This window comes from Hamadaea sp., from assembly GCF_013362815.1.
Taxonomy (GTDB): Bacteria; Actinomycetota; Actinomycetes; order Mycobacteriales; family Micromonosporaceae; genus Hamadaea.
On the sequence record NZ_JABFVK010000015.1, the window covers coordinates 295,631 to 313,406 of the forward strand.

Here is a 17,776-nt window from a genome sequence, read left to right on the forward strand (position 1 = left end):
CATCCGACAGAGCAGCGTCAGTCGCCCGAATGGCCTCGTTTTCGAATCGTCCAACCGCTACACCCGACGATTCGAGAGAAGGTCCCTCGCGATGAAGACGTGGGTTCGACGCTCACTCAACGCCGGCGCCCTGACCGCCGGCGCACTGCTGGCGACCGGCACCGCCGCCTCCGCCGACGCCACGTTGGTCAGCAGCGACAACGTTGGCATCCTCAACGGCACTCAGGTCCTGCTGCCCATCCAGGCACCGATCGACGTCTGCGGCAACGCCGTCGCGGTCGGCGGCGTGGCCGGAGCGGGCTGCGTCGGCGGCTCGGCCGCGACGCTCTCCCCCGAGTGGGGCTGGGCGCACTACCAGACCGCCGCCAAGTCCGGCCCCAACATCGGGATCGGCAACGGTACGCAGATCATCGCCCCGATCCAGATCCCGGTCGACGTCTGCGGCAACGCCGTCGCAGTCCTCGGCCAGGCGTACGCCGGATGTGAGGGCGGCGCCTCGGCCACGATCACCGGGAAGACCAAGCCGGGCGGTCACTACTACAAGAAGGAGTCGACCGAGGCCGGCGTACTGCCGACCGAAGGTCTGGTCGACGGACTGCCGGTGGTGGGCGACCTCCTCGGCGGCCTGACCGGTGGCTCCGGCCTCCCGGTCGTCGGCGGCCTGCTCGGCGGTCAGAGCCCGGCAGCCGGTTTGCTCGGCGGCCAGCCCACGACTCTCGGCGGCCAGCACGCCACCGAGGTTCTGGAGAGCACCGGCGGCCCGACCGAGGGCAACAACCACGGTTACCCGTGCGGCTGCCCCAGCGGGCACGACGACCACGGTCACGGCGGCCCCGGCAACCACGGTGGCCCGACGCTGATCAGCACCGACAACATCGGCATCCTGAACGGCACCCAGGTGTACGCCCCGGTCCAGATCCCCGTGAACATCAGCGGGAACGCGATCGGCGTACTCGGCTCCGCGTCCGCGTGGAGCGTCGGCGGGTCCTCCGCCCGCCAGTAACCCGAACGGCCGGTCTGCCGGGCGTTTCAAGCGGCAGACACTGCAACGTCACTCCGGTGGACATACCGGCAGACCGGCAGCACGACCCTTTCGCCTGAGCCGCCGACCGTGGGGACCGCCATCCAGTCCCCGCCGGTCGGCGGCTCACTTCGCGTTCGGGCTTGTTGATCAGGCCGCTCGGGAGTTGATCAGGGTGTTACGGACACGACACGCCGATTGATCACGCCCGATAGTTCATGATCGCGCGGAAAGGGCGGGGCGGGGAGGGCAGGCGCGAAAAGGGCGGGCCCGGAAAGGGCGCGGGGCGGGTCAGGGGGTGAGGACGGCGAGGACGGTTCCGGTGTCCACCTGGGAACCGGCGCTCACTGGCAGGGCGGTGACGATCCCGGCAGCCGGCGCATGCACCGGATGCTCCAGTTTCATGGCCTCGACGGTCATCAGCAGTTCGCCGACGTCCACCCGCTGCCCCGGCGCGACCAGTACGCGTCCGACAGCGCCCGGCAGCGGGGCGGTCAGCGCGCCTTCGGCGAGTTCGGGATCAGGCAACGGGAACCGCGGCAGCTCGGTCAAAGCGAGCGAGCCTTCGACGCTGTCGACGTACGTCACCCGGCCGACCCGGTTGAGGTGCACTGCGAGCAGGATGCCGATGACGTCGAGCACGACCAGCGTGGGGGTCGCCGACACCACCGCCACCGGCGGGTGGTCCTCGGCGAGCCCGGGTTGGCCCAACGGGGCCAGTTCGAGGTCTTCCGGGTCGACTGCGCGTACCCACCATTGGGCCAGCGCTCCCGTACGCGAGAACCGGTAGCCCACCTCCACCGGCCCCGCCGGTCCTTCGTAGACGGAGGTCTGCGCAGCGGTGGGCACGTTGCGCCACCCGGAGGGAATGCTCGCCTGCCAGTTGGCGACGTTACGGCGTTCCGCAGCTGCCCCCAACGCGGCGGCCAGGCAGGAGAGGCGTACGGCGTCCACACTGGACAGAAGCGGGGCGAGCACTTCGGGATGCCGGTCGAGCATCGCGGTGTCGGTCAGCCCGGCCAGGAAGGTCGGGTGGCGCAGCGTACGCACCAACAGATCCCGGTTGGTGACGACGCCGTGGATCTGCGCCCGGGCCAGGGTCGCGGCGAGCAGCCGAGCGGCTTCAGGCCGGGTCGGCGCCCACGCGACGACCTTGGCGAGCAGTGAGTCGTAGTGGACCCCGATGACCGAACCCGGTTCGACGCCGCTGTCCAGCCGGATGCCAGGCGCGGTCAGGATGCCGAATCGGCCGGCGACTCCGGGGATCTCCAGGCGATGGATCTCGCCGGTCGCCGGTAGGTGATTGGCAGCGGGATCCTCGGCGCACAGCCGGGCCTCGATCGCATGCCCGCGCAGCGGCGGCGGGGTCAGCACCGGCAGCGGGCCGCCCTCGGCCACGACGATCTGCATCCGCACGAGGTCGACGCCGGTCACGCACTCGGTGACGGCGTGTTCGACCTGCAGCCGGGTGCTCATCTCCAGGAAGAAGAAGTCCCCGTTCGGAGTGAGCAGGAACTCCACGGTGCCGACGCCGACATAGCCGACCGCCTGCGCGGCCGCGATCGCCGCCCGGCACAGATGCTCGCGAAGTTCCGGGGTCACCACCGGGGACGGCGTCTCCTCGATGACCTTCTGATGGCGGCGCTGGATCGAGCACTCCCGTTCGCCCAGGGTCACGATCCCGCCGTGCTGGTCGGCCAAGACCTGCACTTCGATGTGGCGAGCGCCCTCGATGTACTTCTCGCAGAAGACGTCGCCGTCACCGAACGCGCCGAACGCCTCCCGCCGGGCCGACGAGACCGCTTCGGCCAGTACGCCGGGCTCGCGGACGATGCGCATACCCCGGCCGCCGCCGCCGGTGGAGGCCTTGACCAGCACCGGGAACTCGTCCACCAGCTCGGGATCGGTCCAGCTGGGCAGGGTCGGCACGTCCGCCTCGGCAAGGAGCGCCTTGGCGTCGACCTTGTCCCCCATCACCTCGATCACCTTGGCGGGCGGGCCGATCCACAGCAGGCCGGCCTCGGCGACCGCCTCGGCGAAGTCGGGGTTCTCGGCGAGGAAGCCGTATCCGGGGTGGATCGCGTCGGCGAGCGTCTTGCGGGCGGCCGCGATGATCAGATCCCCACGCAGGTACGTGGCACTGGGCGCGGCTCCGGGCAGGTGGACGGCGTAATCGGCCTCGGCGACGTAGGGAGCGTTCGCGTCCGGATCGGAGTAGACGGCCACCGTCTCGATGCCGATCGTCCGGCAGGTGGCGAAGATCCGCCGCGCGACCTCGCCGCGATTCGCGACGAGCAACCGCCTGATCATGCTCCCCCCAAAGTGGACGTGGCCCCGATCGGGGGCAGGACCGACAGGCAGATGCCGAGCACCGTACGGGTGTCGCGGGGGTCGATGACGCCGTCGTCGTACAGCAGGCCGGACTGGTGCAACGCGGAGGTGGGCGGGAGCTCGGCCGTGCCCGCTCCGGTCTCGTCGACCGCCGTACGGTGCGCGGCGACCGCCTCCAGCTGGTCCGGCGGCAGCACGGCGGCCTTGGAGTTCGGCCAGCTGAACAGGAATCGCGGGCGCATCGAGCGGCCGCCGAGAACCTGCCCGGCCGATCCGTGCGCGCCGCCGACCGCGATCGTGATCATCGGCACCGGGCAGGTCGCGATGGTCTGGACGAGCGCGGCCGCGTGCACGGAGATGCCGCCACCCTCCTGCGCCACACCCAACCCGAAACCGCTGGTGTTGGGCAGGAACACGAGCGGCACCCGGGCCGCCGTGGCGAGCTGCACGAACCGGGCCGCCTTCGCGACCTCGTCCACGCCCAGCAACGGGCCCGCGCTGGCGATGATGCCCACACGGTGGCCGTGCACCGAGCCGAAACCGGTCCGCAGCGACTCACCGTAGAGCGGCGCGACCTCGTCGAACTGGCTCGCGTCGAGCACCCGGGCCAGGATCTCCCGCGGATCGAACGCGTCGTCGCCCCGGGCCACCGCGAGCAGATCTTCCGTGTCATGCCGCGGTGGGATGACGCGCCGTCGGGCTTCGGAGACCTCCGGGCACAGCCGGTCCACCGCCAGGCGTACCAGGCGCAACGCGTCTCGCTCGTCCTCGGCCAGTTGATGGGCCATCCCGGTGCGGGTGGCGTGCAAAGTCGAGCCACCGAGCGCTTCGTCGTCGACCGACTCTCCGGTCGCCGCCCGCACCAGATGGGGACCAGCCAGATGCACCCGCGCCTGTCCGCGTACCAATATGGTCTGATCGGCGATCGCGGGCAGCGTCACGCCGCTCACCACGCCGAACACCGCGCAGATCGCGGGAATGCCGGTCGCGCGGAGCAGGGCCTGGTCGCGCAGCGAGGCCCCACCGGCGAGCAGAAGCTCGCCGCCACCCGCCGGATCCGGTCCGTCGCTCTCCACGAGACTCACGAGCGGCAGCCGGTTGGCCAGCGCGATCTCCGCCGCACGCGCCAGCTTCCGCAACGTGTACGCGTTGAGCGACCCCCCGTGAACCGTGGGATCACTGGCGGTGAGCACGCACGGCCGCCCGGCCACGACCGCGAGCCCGGTGACCACGCCCGCGCCGAGCGGCTGGCCGGTGCCGTAACCCGCGAGGGTGGACAGTTCGAGGAAGGCGCTGTCCCGGTCAACCAGCAGTTCGATGCGTTCCCGGGGCAGCAGCTTGCCGCGGGCGTGATGGCGGGTGACGTGCTTTTCGCCGCCGCCCTCGACCGCCTGCGCGAAGGCCGCCTCGACCTCGCCGAGGGCGGCCGTCATCAGCCCACGGTTGTCCAGATAAGACGGTGTGCGAGGATCGAGGCTCGTCTCAAGAATCGCCATGCCCGCCCCAAGTCCGCCTTCTCCACCGCAGTCGACAACACGACAACGAGTGGTTCTTGAAGACCGGTACGCACGATTGGCGTGTTGTGCCCGACTGGCGCGTTATGCGGTGTCTCGCTTGGGCGGTGTCTCGCCTCGGGTGGTGTCTCGCTTGAGCGGTGTCTCGCCTTAGGCGGTGTCGAGGCCGAAGAGGCGAGCCAGCGACCAGCGTCGAGGTGCTGCCTCGGTCGGCTCGTCCCCGGGCGAGCGGCGCGGGTTGGGCACCTGGGCGTCGGAATGGTCGAGCCGGCGCAGCCGGCCGATCAGCTCACGGGCGGTCGGGCGGTGCTCCGGATCGTTCTCCATCCCGGCTCGCAGCACCTCGACCAGGTCGTCCGGCGCGCCCGGGACATCCGGGATGGGTTCGCCGAACAGCTCCAGCAGCGCCGCGATGCCACCCATCGCCTCGTCCCGCCAGCGGGGCGGAGCCCCGGTCAGCAGGGCATACAGGGTCGCGCAGAGCGAATAGACGTCAGCCGAGGGCGCCGGGCGGGCGCGGTCGAACATCTCCGGCGGTGCGTACGCGGGAGTGAGGATCTCCAGGTTCACCGTCGGATCGCGGAGTTCGACGAGGATGGCCAGGCCGAAGTCGGCGAGCGCGGGTTCGCCGAACGAGCTGACCAAGATGTTCGCCGGTTTCACGTCTCGGTGCAGAACGCCGAGGTCGTGCGCGTCGGCGAGCACGCCGGCCAGCTTGACGCCCAGTTCGCGTACTTCGCTGGCGATCAGCACGCCGCGCTTCATGCGATCGGCGTACGACTCGGCACACAGCTCCATCACCAGGAAGGGACGGCCGTCGTCCAGCACACCGGCATCGAACAGGTCGACGACGAACGGGTGCGACGACATCCGCCCGGCGGCGTGCGCCTCCCGGAGGAATCGGCGCCGGTCGTGCTCGTCGTCGAGGGTGCGATTCTCGACCTTGACGGCGACCTCTCGGCCGACCGAGCCCTGGGCAGCACGGTAGATCGTCGCGTAGCCGCCTCGGGCGAGCAGCTGAAGCTCGCCGAGACCGGGGATGACGGGTGTGCTCACAATGGGAGAACTTAGCGGCTCGTAGATGCGGCCGGATATCCCATGGCCGACTCGCAGGCCGCAAGGACCCGTTCGGCCGAGACCCGGCTCCGCGCATCGTCGGCCCGCAGCCCGACGGCAAGCCGAGCCTGCTCCAGCGCCTCGGCGGGGCGATCGTCGGCGAGGAGCGCGCGCGCGTACAGGGCGACCGCCTGCCGCCGGGCGAACAGCATCGACGGGGCGTGCGGCGCTTCGGCGAGCGGCCGGAGCACCTCGATCGCCTCGCGTACCCGGCCGACGGCCAGGTGCGCCGCGCCGAGCAGAGCCTTCGGCCCGACCTGCGCCGACTCCAGTACGCCGTGCGCCCGGGTCAGCGTCAGCACCCGCCGCGCGTCACGTTCGGCGCCCTCCGGGTCGCCCTGCGCCAGGCTGATGAACCCGCGCAGCGTCCCGGCCATGCCGAGCAGCAACGGATGGTTCACCCGCTCGCCGTACTCCAAGGCGTCGCTGAGCAGGTCGGCGGCGTGCCCGAGCTCGTTCAGCTCCCGGGCGATCACACCCCGGACGACCAGGGCGAATCCTCGTCCCCAGAGATCGTTCGCCGCCGCGAAATCCCGGTACGCCCGCCGCGCGTCTCGGTCGGCGGAGTCGAGTTCGCCGAGCTCGGCGGCGGCGTACGCGTCGACGGCCCGGAGCGTGCCGACCGCCCACACCTCACCGACGCGCTCTCCGAACGGCAGGAACACCCGGGCGAGCCGTTGAGCGTCCCGCAGCCGACCGGCCAGCAGCCGGTTGAACGCGAGTGCCCCGCGCAGCCAGGCCCGGCCGACCGGGTCGTGGAGTTCGGCGAAGAGCCGGGCGGAGCGAGCGAGCGCCGCGTCCGCTCCGGCGAAGTCCCCCCGAGTGGTGGTGACCCAGGCGAGGTTCTGCAGCGACCACGCCTGCGAGCGGCGATCACCGGCCGCCACGGCAACCTGGTACGCCGCCGTGAATCGGCTGCCCGCGTCGGCCAGCCGGCCGTTGAGGAAGTCGGCCATTCCGAGGCGACGCATGGCCTCGGCCCGTTCGGCCGGGGCGTCCACCGCGGTCGCCACCGTCAATGCCTCGTGCCAGCACTCTGAGCCCCGGGCGGGATCGCCGAGCTCGCGGTGCGCGCGGCCGGCCAGGAGTAGGGCCGACGCCCGCGCGCGTGCGTCGTCTCCCGCGTTCGCGGCGATCTTCTCGGCTTCGACGAGCGCCTCCGCAGGGCGGCCCGACTGCAACAGCGCTCGAGTGTGCACGAGCCAGATCTGTACCGGGAGCAGCACCGATCCGGTCGTGGCGAGCTTGCGGGCGCGGGCCGTCAGGTCGAGCGCGGTGACCGGCTCGCCGTTGTGCGTCGCGCGGGTCGCCGACCGGCCGAGCGCGGCCACACCGAGCGCCGCGACGGATCTCGCGGGCGAGTCCGGCCGCAATCGGATGGCGTCGGCGAGGAACGCCGCCCGTTCGGCGTGCTCGGCGATGAACTCGTCGCGGGCGTCGTCGGAGAAGCCGACCAGCGACGGCGGCAGCGCGCGGCCGCTCGGCGCGATCCAAGCAGTCGTCTCGGGTCGCTGCCCGACTTGATCGGTGAGCAGTCCGCGGGCAGCCCACTCCGTCAGGAAGGCGTGCCGCTCGGCCAGGTCCGCCTTCGAGATGCCCGCGTACGCCGCTTCGCGGAGCAAGGGGGTGGCGAAGGCGTACCCACCACGCTGGCGACGCAGCATGCGCCGGGCGAGGAGCTCGTCGACAGCCCGGTCGAGTTCGACCGCGACGACGGCGGCCGGGCGGCCGTCGCGGGAGGAACGCCGTTCCCGCAACGCTTCCAGCGCACCGGCCGGAGTGCTGTCCCCGACGACGGCGGCGTCCCGGAGCACCGACCGGGCGTCCGGCGGCAACGCGTCGATACGCGCGGCGAGCACGGCCGCGAGATCCCGAGACAGCAGCCGAGCGTCCAGCGAGCCCGGAGTGAGCCGCCATTTCGTATCGCCATCGGTGTCGAACGGCCGGGTCGCCGACCGGGGACTCGGCCCACGGGTCAGCGCACCGCGTTCCATGAGCAGCGTGACCAGTTCGGCGAGGTAGAACGGATTACCTTGAGCAGTCGCGAGCAGCCGATCCTCGTCCGGCTGCGGCAGCCGGCCGCCGCGCAGATAACTCGACAGCAGCCGGGCGGCGTCCGCACCGCGCAACGGCGGCAGCGCCTGCACTTCGGCGTCGGCGAGCCGGGTCAGCAACCCGGCCGTACGCACGAGTTCCGGGCGGCCCAACAGGACGACGAGCACGGGGCCGTCGAGATCCTCCAGCATCACGCCGAGGGCGTCGACCGTCTCGGGAGTGGCGTCGTGCAGGTCGTCCACGATCACGACCAGCGGCGACTCCACGGTCAGCGCCGAGAGCAGCTGCGCGACCGCCGTCGCGAGGACCTTGATGTCGACACCCGTACGCTCATGGCCGTCCGGCAGGCCCTCGCCGATCGCCGGCACACCCGACGCCGGGTCGGCGGCCACGCCGAGCAACGCCAGCAGATGGTCGGTCGGGATCTCCGGTACGGGCTGGTCCGGCCCGATGCGGGTGGCCAGCCGGCTGGAGAGCCGACGAAGACGCTCCTCCACCGCCGGGCGGGTCAACCCGGTCGACGTGGCGTCCACGGGGAGACCGATCGCGGTGCGTACGAGGTCGGCCAGGGGAGCCAGCCGGCGGCGTTCGCCGAAGGCGGCACAGTGGACCGACAGGACTCGCGTACCGGTGTCGATCCGGCGGGTGGCGAACCGGCCCGGCCCGATGTCGTAGCCGGCCGCGTACCGCTCGACCTCGGCGGCGAACCGGGTCTTGCCGATCCCCGCCTCGGCCGTCATGACCAGTACGCGCGGCTGCGCCCGGTCGATGACCTCGGCGAGGCGGCCGATCACCCGGCCCAGTTCGGCTTCGCGCCCGACGTACGGCGCTTCGTCGCCGATGCCGCTGCGGGTGCCGGGCGCGTCATGCAGGCCGAGCAGCTCGAACGTCTCGACCGGATCGCGTTTGCCCTTCAGCCGCAGTGGCCGCAGTTCCCGCCAGCCGGCCAGGTGCCGCGTCGCCGAGGCGGTACGCGCTCCGGCGTACACCGCGCCGATCGCGGCGGCGTCGGCCAGCCGGGCGGCGGTGTTCACGGTGTCGCCGATGACGGTGTACTCCAGTCCGGCCTGCACTCCGGCGATGACCTCGCCGGTGTTCAGCCCGACGCGGAGCCCCAGCGGAGCGCCACCGCCCCGTTCGTCGTCGAGTACGCGGCGGACCGCCCGCTGCATCGACAGCGCCGCGCGTACGGCTCGTTCCACATCGTCCTCGTGCGCGACGGGAGCACCGAAGACGGCCATGATCCCGTCGCCGGTCAGCTTGTCGACGTGACCGCCGAAGGTCTTCACCGCACCGGCCAGCGCCGACATCACGCGGTCGGTCACCGCACCGACCCGCTCCGGGTCCAGCTCCTCCGACCAGGAGGTGAAGTCGGAGAGGTCGCCGAACAGGACGGTCACGTTGCGCCGCTCGGCCTGCGGCAGGTCCGCCGCGCCGGGCAGCGCCGCGCCGCAGTTGTGGCAGAAGTTGGCCCCCGGCACCGCCACCGTGCCGCAGATCGGGCAGGTCACGGGTTGTCCTGGAGATAGGCGAGCTGCGACCGGACGGTCCATTCGGCGGCCATCCGGACACCGGGGTCGACGTCGGCGTACACGATCCGGACGACGTCCTCGGGCGTCTCCGCTCCTTGGCGCAGCGCGTCGCGGACCTGGTCGAGCCGTTCCAGACGGTGCTGGAGCAGCCAAGTCGCCGCCGCGGCGCAGTCGGGCAGGATCGGGCCGTGGCCCGGCAGAACGACGACGCCTTCGAGCTCGGTCAGGGTCTTCAAGGTCTCCAGGTACGCACCGACGTCGCCGTCCGGCCACATGACGACGCTGCTGCCCCGCCCGAGGATGGTGTCCCCGGTGAAGACCACGCGGTCACCGCCCCGGTCGACGAGGAAGGAGACGGAGTCGCTGGTATGCCCCGGGCTCGGCAGCACGGTCGTGCCCTCGATCACCTCGGCGACCCGCGCCGGGGCGATGTCCTCGGCCCCGGTCAACTCGACGAGCCGGGGGACGCCCTCCACGTGGTCGATGTGACCATGCGTGATCGTCGTGAACCGAATCGGGCCGATCGCGCGGAGGTGATCGTCGTCCGCCGGGCCGGGATCGATCGCCAGTACGCCGTCCACGACCCAGGTGTTGGTGCCTTCCAGGGTCATGGGAGAAGAGTTGGGCGCGAGCAAATGCCGGACAAACCCGGGCAGACCGGACTCCGGTCCCCACCCCGCTCGCGCCCCGACCCCATTAGTCACGTCACGATGTTACGTCGCTCTCAGCGACGCTCCTCACCTGCTTTTCCGCCCGATGAGACGGTGACCTCTTCCGTCCGATGACGCGACCACGCGCAGCAGCAGGCGGCTACTCGGCGACCTCGGCGATGACGTCCACCTCGACCGGCGCACCGAGCGGCAGCTCGCTTACGCCCACCGCACTGCGGGCGTGCCGGCCCGCCTCCCCGAAGACCGCGCCGAACAGCTCGGAAGCGCCGTTGATGACGCCCGGCTGGCCGGTGAAGCCCTCGGCGCTCGCCACGAACCCGCCGACCTTGACGATCTTGACGACCTTCTCCAGGCCGACCAGCGAGTCGATGGCGGCCAGCGCGTTCAGCGCACACCGCGCCGCCAGTTCCTTGGCCTGCTCGGGCGAGACGTCCGCCCCGACCTTGCCGGTCGCGAGCAGCTTTCCGTCGGCCATCGGCAGCTGGCCGGAGACGTAGACGTGGTTGCCGGACTGCACCGCCGGGACGTACGCCGCCACCGGGGGCACGACGTCGGGCAGAGTCAGGCCGAGCTCGGCCAGCCGGTCGAACGGGTTCACCCCGGACGCGGGAACCTCGGACATCACGCCTCCTTGGGTCGCTTCATGTACGCGACCAGTTGCTCGGGATTGGGACCGGGCACGACGGCGACTAGTTCCCAGCCGTCGGCGCCCCAGTTGTCCAGGATCTGCTTCGTGGCGTGCACCAGCAGGGGCACGGTGGCATATTCCCACTTCGTGATGGAGACCGTCATGAGGAACAAGGTATCCATCACGACCGGCCGGTGAGACAGCGGGACGCGGGCTGCGCCGGGTTGTCCGGGGCCGATATGCTGGGCCGCCTTACGACACTGGGGAGCAGAGCAATGACCGACCCGAACCGACCGTCGGAGGAGAATCCGGCGCCGGGCAGCTACCCGCCGCCCGCCGACCCGTTCGCCACAGGTGGGTACCCGGAGCACACTCCGTCCTCCGGTCAGCCTGCCTACCCGACCAGCCCAGCGACTCCGTCGAGCCCGGCTCAGCCGCCGGCCTACCCGACGGCTCCGGAGCAGCAGCAGTACGCCCAGCCCGCGCAGCCTCCGGCGTACGGACAGCAGCCGGGGCAGCCGGCCCCGCAGTACAGCCAGCCCACCTTCGAGCAGCAGCCGCAGTACGGCCAGCCCGCCCAGCCGGCCCAGCCCCCGGCGTACGGGCAGCCGGCGCAGCCGCCCGCGTACCCGGCGACCACTCCGCCGACCACGCAACTGCCGCAGTACGGCCAGCCCGCCCAGCCCCCGGCGTACGGGCAGCAGCCGGGGCAGCCGCAGTACAACCCGGGCGCCGCTCAGGTGCCTCCGGCGTACGGGACGCCGCCGACTTCGGGCGGTCCCACGTCGGGTAGTGGCTACCCGGCCGGCGGCGCGTACCCGACCTCCGGTCAGGCGTACCCCACCACCGGGCAGACCTTCCCCGGTGCCGGCTACCCCACGACCGGCTTCCCCGGTCAGCCCGAGCAGCCGAAGAAGAAGAGCAAGGCCGGAATTATCATCGGCATCACGCTCGCCGTCGTGCTGGTGCTCTGCCTCGGCGGCGGCGTCGGTGCGTACTTCCTGCTGAAGAAGACCGACCAGGGCGGGCAGGGCGCGGCCGACCCGAAGGCCGCGGCGACCGCCTTCCTGAAGGCGTTCTACGAGGACCAGAGCGCGGCCGACGCGGAGAAGACCATCTGCGCGCAGGCGCGTGACTCCAAGACGATCACCCAGCAGATCGACGCGATCAAGAACCTCGGCCAGACCTACTCCAAGCCGGCCTTCACCTGGGACACCCCGGCGGTCAGCGACACCACGGAGAAGGACGCCAAGGTGACCGTCAAGCTCACCATGACCACGGCCGATGAGAAGGTCAGCAAGCAGGAACTCGTGCTGACCACGATCAACGACCAGGGCTGGTGGGTCTGCGACGTGCAGTCGAAGTAACAAATGCTCAACAGGTAGCCTCAGCAGTGTGACTGCCTCGGCTCCAAGTGACGGGCCGGCCGCCAACCAGTGGCCGGCCCGCCTCCATGTGGTCACCGGTAAGGGCGGGGTCGGCAAGACCACCGTCGCCGCCGCGCTGGCGCTCGCGCTGGCCGCGGGCGGACGGCGGACCCTGCTCGTCGAGGTCGAGGACCGGCAAGGCATCGCGCAGTTGTTCGATCGCAGCCCGCTCCCCTACGAGGAGCGCACGATCGCGACGACGCCCGGCGGCGGGGAGGTCAAGGCTTTGGCCGTCGACCCCGAAGAAGCGCTGCTGGAGTACCTCACGCTCTTCTACCACCTGGGCGCGGCCGGCCGGGCCTTGCGGAAGGTCGGCGCGATCGACTTCGCCACCACCATCGCCCCCGGCCTCCGGGACGTGCTGCTGACCGGCAAGGTCAAGGAGGCCACCACCCGGACCGACAGCCAGGGCAAACGGGTCTACCACGCGGTCGTCCTGGACGCACCGCCCACCGGCCGGATCGGGCGCTTCCTCAACGTCACCGCCGAGGCCGCGAAACTGGCCAAGATGGGGCCGATCAAGACCCAGAGCGAGGGCGTCGCCGCCCTCTTGCGCTCCCCGATGACCGCAGTCCATCTGGTCACCCTGCTCGAGGAGATGCCCGTCCAGGAGACCCTCGACGCCGCGCAAGAGCTGCGCGGCCTGGGCATTCCGGTGGGCAAGGTGATCGTCAACGGCGCGCATCCGCCGTTGCTTGAAGGGGTACGCAAAGTGACGCAGGCGGAGCTCCGGCGAGGTCTGGCCGCAGCCGGGCTGGCGACCGACCGGCCGACCGTCGTCGGGCTGCAGGAGCAGGCGCAGGCCTATCTGGCCCGGCGCTCGGTCGAGACGGAGCTGCGGGGCGAGCTGGACGAGATCGGCCGCCCGGTCGTCGAGCTGCCACTCCTCCCGGGCGGCATCGACTTCGCCGCGTTGCGCGAGATCGGCAGCCTTCTCGGAGCCGCCGCATGACCTCTTTGCAGCCGGTGCTCGATGTGGACGAGGTGCTCGGCGATCCGGAGATCCGCATCGTCGTCTGCTGCGGCTCGGGTGGGGTCGGCAAGACGACGACGGCCGCCGCGTTGGCGCTGCGCGCCGCGGAGAAGCACGGACGGCGTACGGTCGTGCTCACGATCGACCCGGCTCGCCGGTTGGCCCAGTCGCTCGGCCTGACCGAGCTGGACAACACGCCGCGAGTGGTCCCCGGCCTCGACGGGGACGCCGGTGAGCTCAGCGCCATGATGCTCGACATGAAGCGCACGTTCGACGAGATCGTCGCGGCGCACACCGAGCCGAAGCGGGCGGCCGAGATCTTCGCCAACCCCTTCTATCAGGCGATGAGCTCCACCTTCTCCGGTACGCAGGAGTACATGGCGATGGAGAAGCTGAGCCAGCTCCGGGCGGCCGACGAGTGGGACCTGATCGTCGTCGACACCCCGCCGTCGCGGTCCGCTTTGGACTTCCTCGACGCGCCGGCTCGCCTCGGCCGCTTCCTCGACGGGCGGATGCTGCGCTTGCTGCTCGCCCCGGCCAAGGCCGGTGGCCGAAGCATGTTCTCCCTGGTCACCGCCGGTTTCGGGGTGGTCTCCAAGACCGTGCAGAAGATCCTCGGCGCGCAGTTGCTCTCCGACTTGTCGGGCTTCGTCTCGGCGCTCGACTCGATGTTCGGCGGTTTCCGCGAACGGGCCGAGAAGACCTATCGCGTCCTGCAAGATCCGCAGACGGCCTTCCTGGTCGTGGCCGCGCCCGAACCCGACGCCGTACGCGAGGCCGCCTTCTTCGCTTCGCGGTTGGGCGTCGAACGGATGCCGCTGGCCGGTCTGGTGCTCAATCGCGTACACCATTGTCTGATCGATCTGGACGCGGACAGCGCGCTGGCGGCGGCGGACGAGCTGGCGGGCGTCTCTGACGTGACCGCGGACGCCCTGCGGATCCACGCGGCGATCGCGGCGCAGGCGGCCCGGGAGCGCGCGGTGATCTCGCGTTTCACGAGCGAGTTCGGCGACGTGCCGGTGCTGGAGATCGAGGCGCAGGCGACCGACGTGCACGACCTGGACGGGCTGCGCGCCATCTTCTAGCGCGCAGCCCGCGGATCGCTATGGCGCGGTCTGGATCGGGTCCTCTGGTACGCAGAACGGCGGGCAGAGCCAGGTCGTCACGCCGTCGTTGCGACCTGGTGGCTTGGTCGGGCCGCCGGGACCACCCGGACCACCGCCGCCACCCGCGCTGATCTGCAGCGTGACGTTGCTGCCCTTGCTCGTCGAGCCGTCGGGGCTGGTGCCTGCCACAGTGCCGGCCGGGCAGGCCGACGGGACCGGCTTCTTGTCGACGTCGACCGTGAAGCCCTTGCCCTTCAGAATCGACGTCGCCTCAGGCACGGACTTGCAGGTCACACTGGGGATGCTGACCTTCGTACCGAAGGCGATCTTGGAGCTCGGCTTGTCGAACTGGATCGACGGCTTGCCCTTCATGGCGTCCTTGAGCGTGTACGTCACCGCCGGGTTCACCACTTCTTTGTGCGGATCCTTGCCACCGAGATTGCCCCGGCTGACGTTGTTGTGAATGTAATCCGGGTCGGCCACGATGCCGGCGACCGAGAGCTGCTTGGTGGTGATCATGAACGACGCGGTGCGCTCGTCGTCGGTGGTCCCGGTCTTGCCGGCGATCGGCTTGCCGACGATGCCGTGAGTCGTCCGGGCGGTGCCGTCCTGGCACTTGCCCCACAGCGAGTCGTCGCCCACCGGGCACCGCGCGGCATCGATCGCCGCCCGCGCCACGTCCACCTTGACCCGCTGCTCACATCGGGGGTTCGCGACGTCGAGGCTCGTCCCGTTGTGGTCGATGATCGCCTCGACCGGGATCGGCTGGCAGTACTTGCCGTCCGCGGCCAGCGTCGCGAGCGCGTTGGCCATCTCCATCGGCGTGTTCTCGGTGACGCCGAGAGTGAACGCGCCCCAGGCGTCCGGGTGCGCCGCGTAGTAGGCGTCGTCGCAGCACTTCGTCGCGTTGCCCCGGAACGTCAACCCGAGTTCCTTGGCTGCGGCGACCGCCTTCTCCGGCCCGACCTTCTGGATCAAGGCGGCGAAGTAGGTGTTCACCGAGCGGCCGAAGCCCGACCACATGTTGCGTACGCCGTTCATCCAGCTCGGGTTTGCGTTGACCGGGCACCAGTACCCGCCGCAGCTGGCCGGGCCGGACGCCACCGGGTACTTCGAGATGAACGGGCTGACGGCGTTGATCGTGTAGTCGAGTGGGTAGCCGTTCTCCAACGCCGCGACCATGGTGAAGAACTTGAAGGTCGAACCGAACTGGTACCCGTACTGCTCGCCGCTCATCAGCGGGTTCACCGTGTTCGGATAGGTGCCCCGGATGCCCCGCTTCGACTTCACCGGGTCGGTCGACAGGCCGTTCTTCGGGTTGGTCACGTCGTCGATCTTGAAGTTGCGGTTCACCGCCATCGAGCGGACCTTGCCCGTGCCGGGCTCGACCGAAACGACCATCAGCGCGTGCTTCTTACCGGTCGCCAGGTACTTCTCGACGTTTTTCTTCGAGGCCTGCTGAGTGTTCACGTCCAGCGAAGAAATGATCTTGTAGCCGCCGGTCTTCAGCGCCCGCTCGCGCTCGTAGGAGTTCGCCCCGAACGCCGGCTCGTTCATCCACCAGCGCTGCAGGAAGTCGCAGAAGAACCCGGCGCTGACGACCAGCGTCGCCGTGCAGCCGTTGGGGGCCGGCTTGCCGGTGATCTTCAGGTCGATCGCCTTCGCCTGGGTCGCCTGCTGAGCCGAGATCGCCCCGATCTCGAGCATCTGGTCGATGACCCAGTCCCGCCGGTTCTTGCCGTTCGTGTACGCCGTCTCGTCGGTGGAGCCGTCGTCCATCACCGGGTTGTAGTTGCTCGGCGACTTGACGAGGCCGGCCAGGAACGCAGCCTCCTCGATCGTCAGGTCCTTGGGCTCCTTGCCGAAGTACACCTGCGACGCGGCATAGATCCCGTACGCGTGGTTGCCGAAGTACGCGATGTTGAGGTAGCCCTCGAGGATCTGGTCCTTGGTCAGCTTCTTCTCGATCGCCAGCGAGTACTTCACCTCGCGGAGCTTCCGGGCGTTCGTGTCGACCGCCGCGTCGAGGACGTCGTTCGGGTTGTTCGCGGCATAGGTGATCGACAACCGGACGTACTGCATGGTCAGCGTGGACGCGCCCTGGGTGGTCTCCCCCGAGTTCTTGTTCGCGACGAACGCCCGGGCGATGCCCTTGACGTCGACCCCGTTGTGCTCGTAGAACTTGTGGTCCTCGGCGGCGATCATCGCCTGCTGCATCACTTTGGGAATCTCGTCCAAGGGGATGTCCTGACGGTTCTCGTCATAGATCGAGGCCAGCAGCGTCTTGCCGTCGTTCGCATAGATCTTGCTCATCTGCGGCGACCGCTTCACGGTCAGCTCCGTGGGCAGATCGGCGAACGCCTGCGCGCCCGTCTTGGCCGCCAAGCCCGACATCGCGATCGCCGGGAACGCCGCCGCCGCTACCACCACGCCCGCGAGCACACCGCAGATCAGTAGCGACAACACATTCGCGAACACGTTGTGATCGCTCTTACGCATCCGGCTTCACCGCCTGGGGGTCTAGGCCGGGGGAAACGGGGTATCCCCTCCGGTCGGCTCAGTGTACGAGTAGCGGCGGTACGCCGCTGCTCAGCTCGGGACGGCTCGGCTTGGGAGGGCCGAAACGCGACACCGATCCGTCGTTGCTTCGTTGGTCATGACGCACGACCCCCGGTGTGCGGTTGCCCACCCCAAGGCAACGTCACCCGGTTCCCTCTTGGGGGGATCGGGACCCGTCCCAGCCGAAGAAGATCCACATATGGCACGCCGGAGCGAAGCGCGCAGAAAAATCCTTTTGAGGCGATTTTGCCGACAACATTGCGTAATCGCCTGACTACGGAGCATGATGGTCCGGCGAGCAATGCCGCCCGTCGAGGGGTTAGACGGGGAGGAGGTCTGCGTTCGCCTGCCCTGCGCGGGGCAGGAGAGCGTCGGGACACCCCACGGGCGGCCAGGGGGAACGCAAGGGGGGACGTGGAGCATGAATTCCGACTGGCCCAGCATGGCTGCATGCCGGAACGGGGACCCGGACGCACTGTTCGTCCAGGGTGCGGAACAGAACGTAGCGAAGCGCATTTGCCGGGGCTGCCCGGTGCGGTACGAGTGCCTGGCAGACGCACTCGACAACCGCATCGAGTTCGGCGTCTGGGGCGGGATGACCGAGCGTGAGCGGCGAGCCCTGCTCCGCCGCCACCCTCAGGTGATCAGCTGGCGCCGCACGTTCGAAACCGCGCTGAAGGAACAGACCACCAGGCAACTGGTCACAGCCTGACAAAGAACCGGCGGCGGGGGCCCATCTGGCAAAGCCCCCACCGCCGGTTTTTTGCTGCCCTTTTCTCCTGTCTTATTTGCGCGATCATGAACTTTCGGGCGTGATCGCCCGGCGCGTCGTGTCTCTAGCGC

The 17,776-nt window shown here is 70.1% G+C and carries 11 protein-coding genes and 2 pseudogenes; 5 read left to right on the forward strand and 8 right to left on the reverse strand.

Going from position 1 to position 17,776, the window contains the following annotated elements:
- Positions 1–91 precede the first annotated feature (91 nt).
- Positions 92–1,003 carry a chaplin family protein gene (locus HOV77_RS09875; RefSeq protein WP_290860519.1) on the forward strand — a complete coding sequence of 304 codons (912 nt, stop codon included), beginning with the start codon at positions 92–94 and terminating at the stop codon, positions 1,001–1,003.
- A 309-nt stretch (positions 1,004–1,312) separates the two neighbouring features.
- Here HOV77_RS09875 and HOV77_RS09880 read toward each other — a convergent pair whose 3' ends face one another.
- The 7 genes and pseudogenes from HOV77_RS09880 to HOV77_RS09910 form a co-directional block, all read right to left on the reverse strand.
- A complete protein-coding gene (locus HOV77_RS09880) occupies positions 1,313–3,331 on the reverse strand; it encodes a biotin carboxylase N-terminal domain-containing protein (RefSeq protein ID WP_290860521.1) in 2,019 nt (672 codons plus the stop codon).
- Positions 3,328–4,848 (reverse strand): carboxyl transferase domain-containing protein, encoded by a 1,521-nt coding sequence (locus HOV77_RS09885; protein ID WP_290860523.1) that lies wholly within the window; start codon positions 4,846–4,848, stop codon positions 3,328–3,330. The genes HOV77_RS09880 and HOV77_RS09885 overlap by 4 nt, the downstream gene beginning before the upstream one ends.
- A gap of 303 nt (positions 4,849–5,151) precedes the next feature.
- Positions 5,152–5,907, reverse strand: a pseudogene (locus HOV77_RS09890) (serine/threonine-protein kinase); the annotation flags it as partial.
- A gap of 74 nt (positions 5,908–5,981) precedes the next feature.
- Positions 5,982–9,548, reverse strand: a pseudogene (locus HOV77_RS09895) (adenylate/guanylate cyclase domain-containing protein); the annotation flags it as partial.
- Positions 9,545–10,180, reverse strand: coding sequence for an MBL fold metallo-hydrolase (locus HOV77_RS09900; RefSeq protein ID WP_290860525.1), 636 nt, complete (start codon positions 10,178–10,180; stop codon positions 9,545–9,547). The gene HOV77_RS09900 and the pseudogene HOV77_RS09895, both read right to left, overlap by 4 nt.
- Positions 10,181–10,379: 199 nt before the next feature.
- Positions 10,380–10,862 carry a RidA family protein gene (locus HOV77_RS09905; RefSeq protein ID WP_290860527.1) on the reverse strand — a complete coding sequence of 161 codons (483 nt, stop codon included), beginning with the start codon at positions 10,860–10,862 and terminating at the stop codon, positions 10,380–10,382.
- Positions 10,862–11,020, reverse strand: a complete 159-nt coding sequence (locus HOV77_RS09910; RefSeq protein ID WP_253763759.1) for a DUF4177 domain-containing protein — start codon at positions 11,018–11,020, stop codon at positions 10,862–10,864. The genes HOV77_RS09905 and HOV77_RS09910 overlap by 1 nt, the downstream gene beginning before the upstream one ends.
- A gap of 123 nt (positions 11,021–11,143) precedes the next feature.
- On the opposite strand from HOV77_RS09910, the gene HOV77_RS09915 reads away from it, so the two are divergent.
- Genes HOV77_RS09915 through HOV77_RS09925 form a run of 3 tightly spaced genes read left to right on the forward strand, consistent with a single transcriptional unit; the run spans position 11,144 to position 14,353 of the window.
- The gene (locus HOV77_RS09915) at positions 11,144–12,235 is read left to right on the forward strand and encodes a hypothetical protein (protein ID WP_290860529.1); all 1,092 of its coding nucleotides are present in this window, start codon (positions 11,144–11,146) and stop codon (positions 12,233–12,235) included.
- A 28-nt stretch (positions 12,236–12,263) separates the two neighbouring features.
- Positions 12,264–13,247 (forward strand): ArsA-related P-loop ATPase, encoded by a 984-nt coding sequence (locus tag HOV77_RS09920; RefSeq protein ID WP_290860531.1) that lies wholly within the window; start codon positions 12,264–12,266, stop codon positions 13,245–13,247.
- Positions 13,244–14,353, forward strand: coding sequence for an ArsA-related P-loop ATPase (locus HOV77_RS09925; RefSeq protein WP_290860533.1), 1,110 nt, complete (start codon positions 13,244–13,246; stop codon positions 14,351–14,353). Before HOV77_RS09920 ends, HOV77_RS09925 begins: the two co-directional genes overlap by 4 nt.
- Positions 14,354–14,371: 18 nt before the next feature.
- Here HOV77_RS09925 and HOV77_RS09930 read toward each other — a convergent pair whose 3' ends face one another.
- Entirely contained in the window at positions 14,372–16,873 is a 2,502-nt protein-coding gene (locus HOV77_RS09930; protein ID WP_290860535.1) for a transglycosylase domain-containing protein, read from the reverse strand.
- Between the two features lie 481 nt (positions 16,874–17,354).
- Here HOV77_RS09930 and HOV77_RS09935 point away from each other — a divergent pair, with 481 nt between their 5' ends.
- Positions 17,355–17,645 carry a WhiB family transcriptional regulator gene (locus HOV77_RS09935; RefSeq protein ID WP_253759488.1) on the forward strand — a complete coding sequence of 97 codons (291 nt, stop codon included), beginning with the start codon at positions 17,355–17,357 and terminating at the stop codon, positions 17,643–17,645.
- Positions 17,646–17,776: the final 131 nt, after the last annotated feature.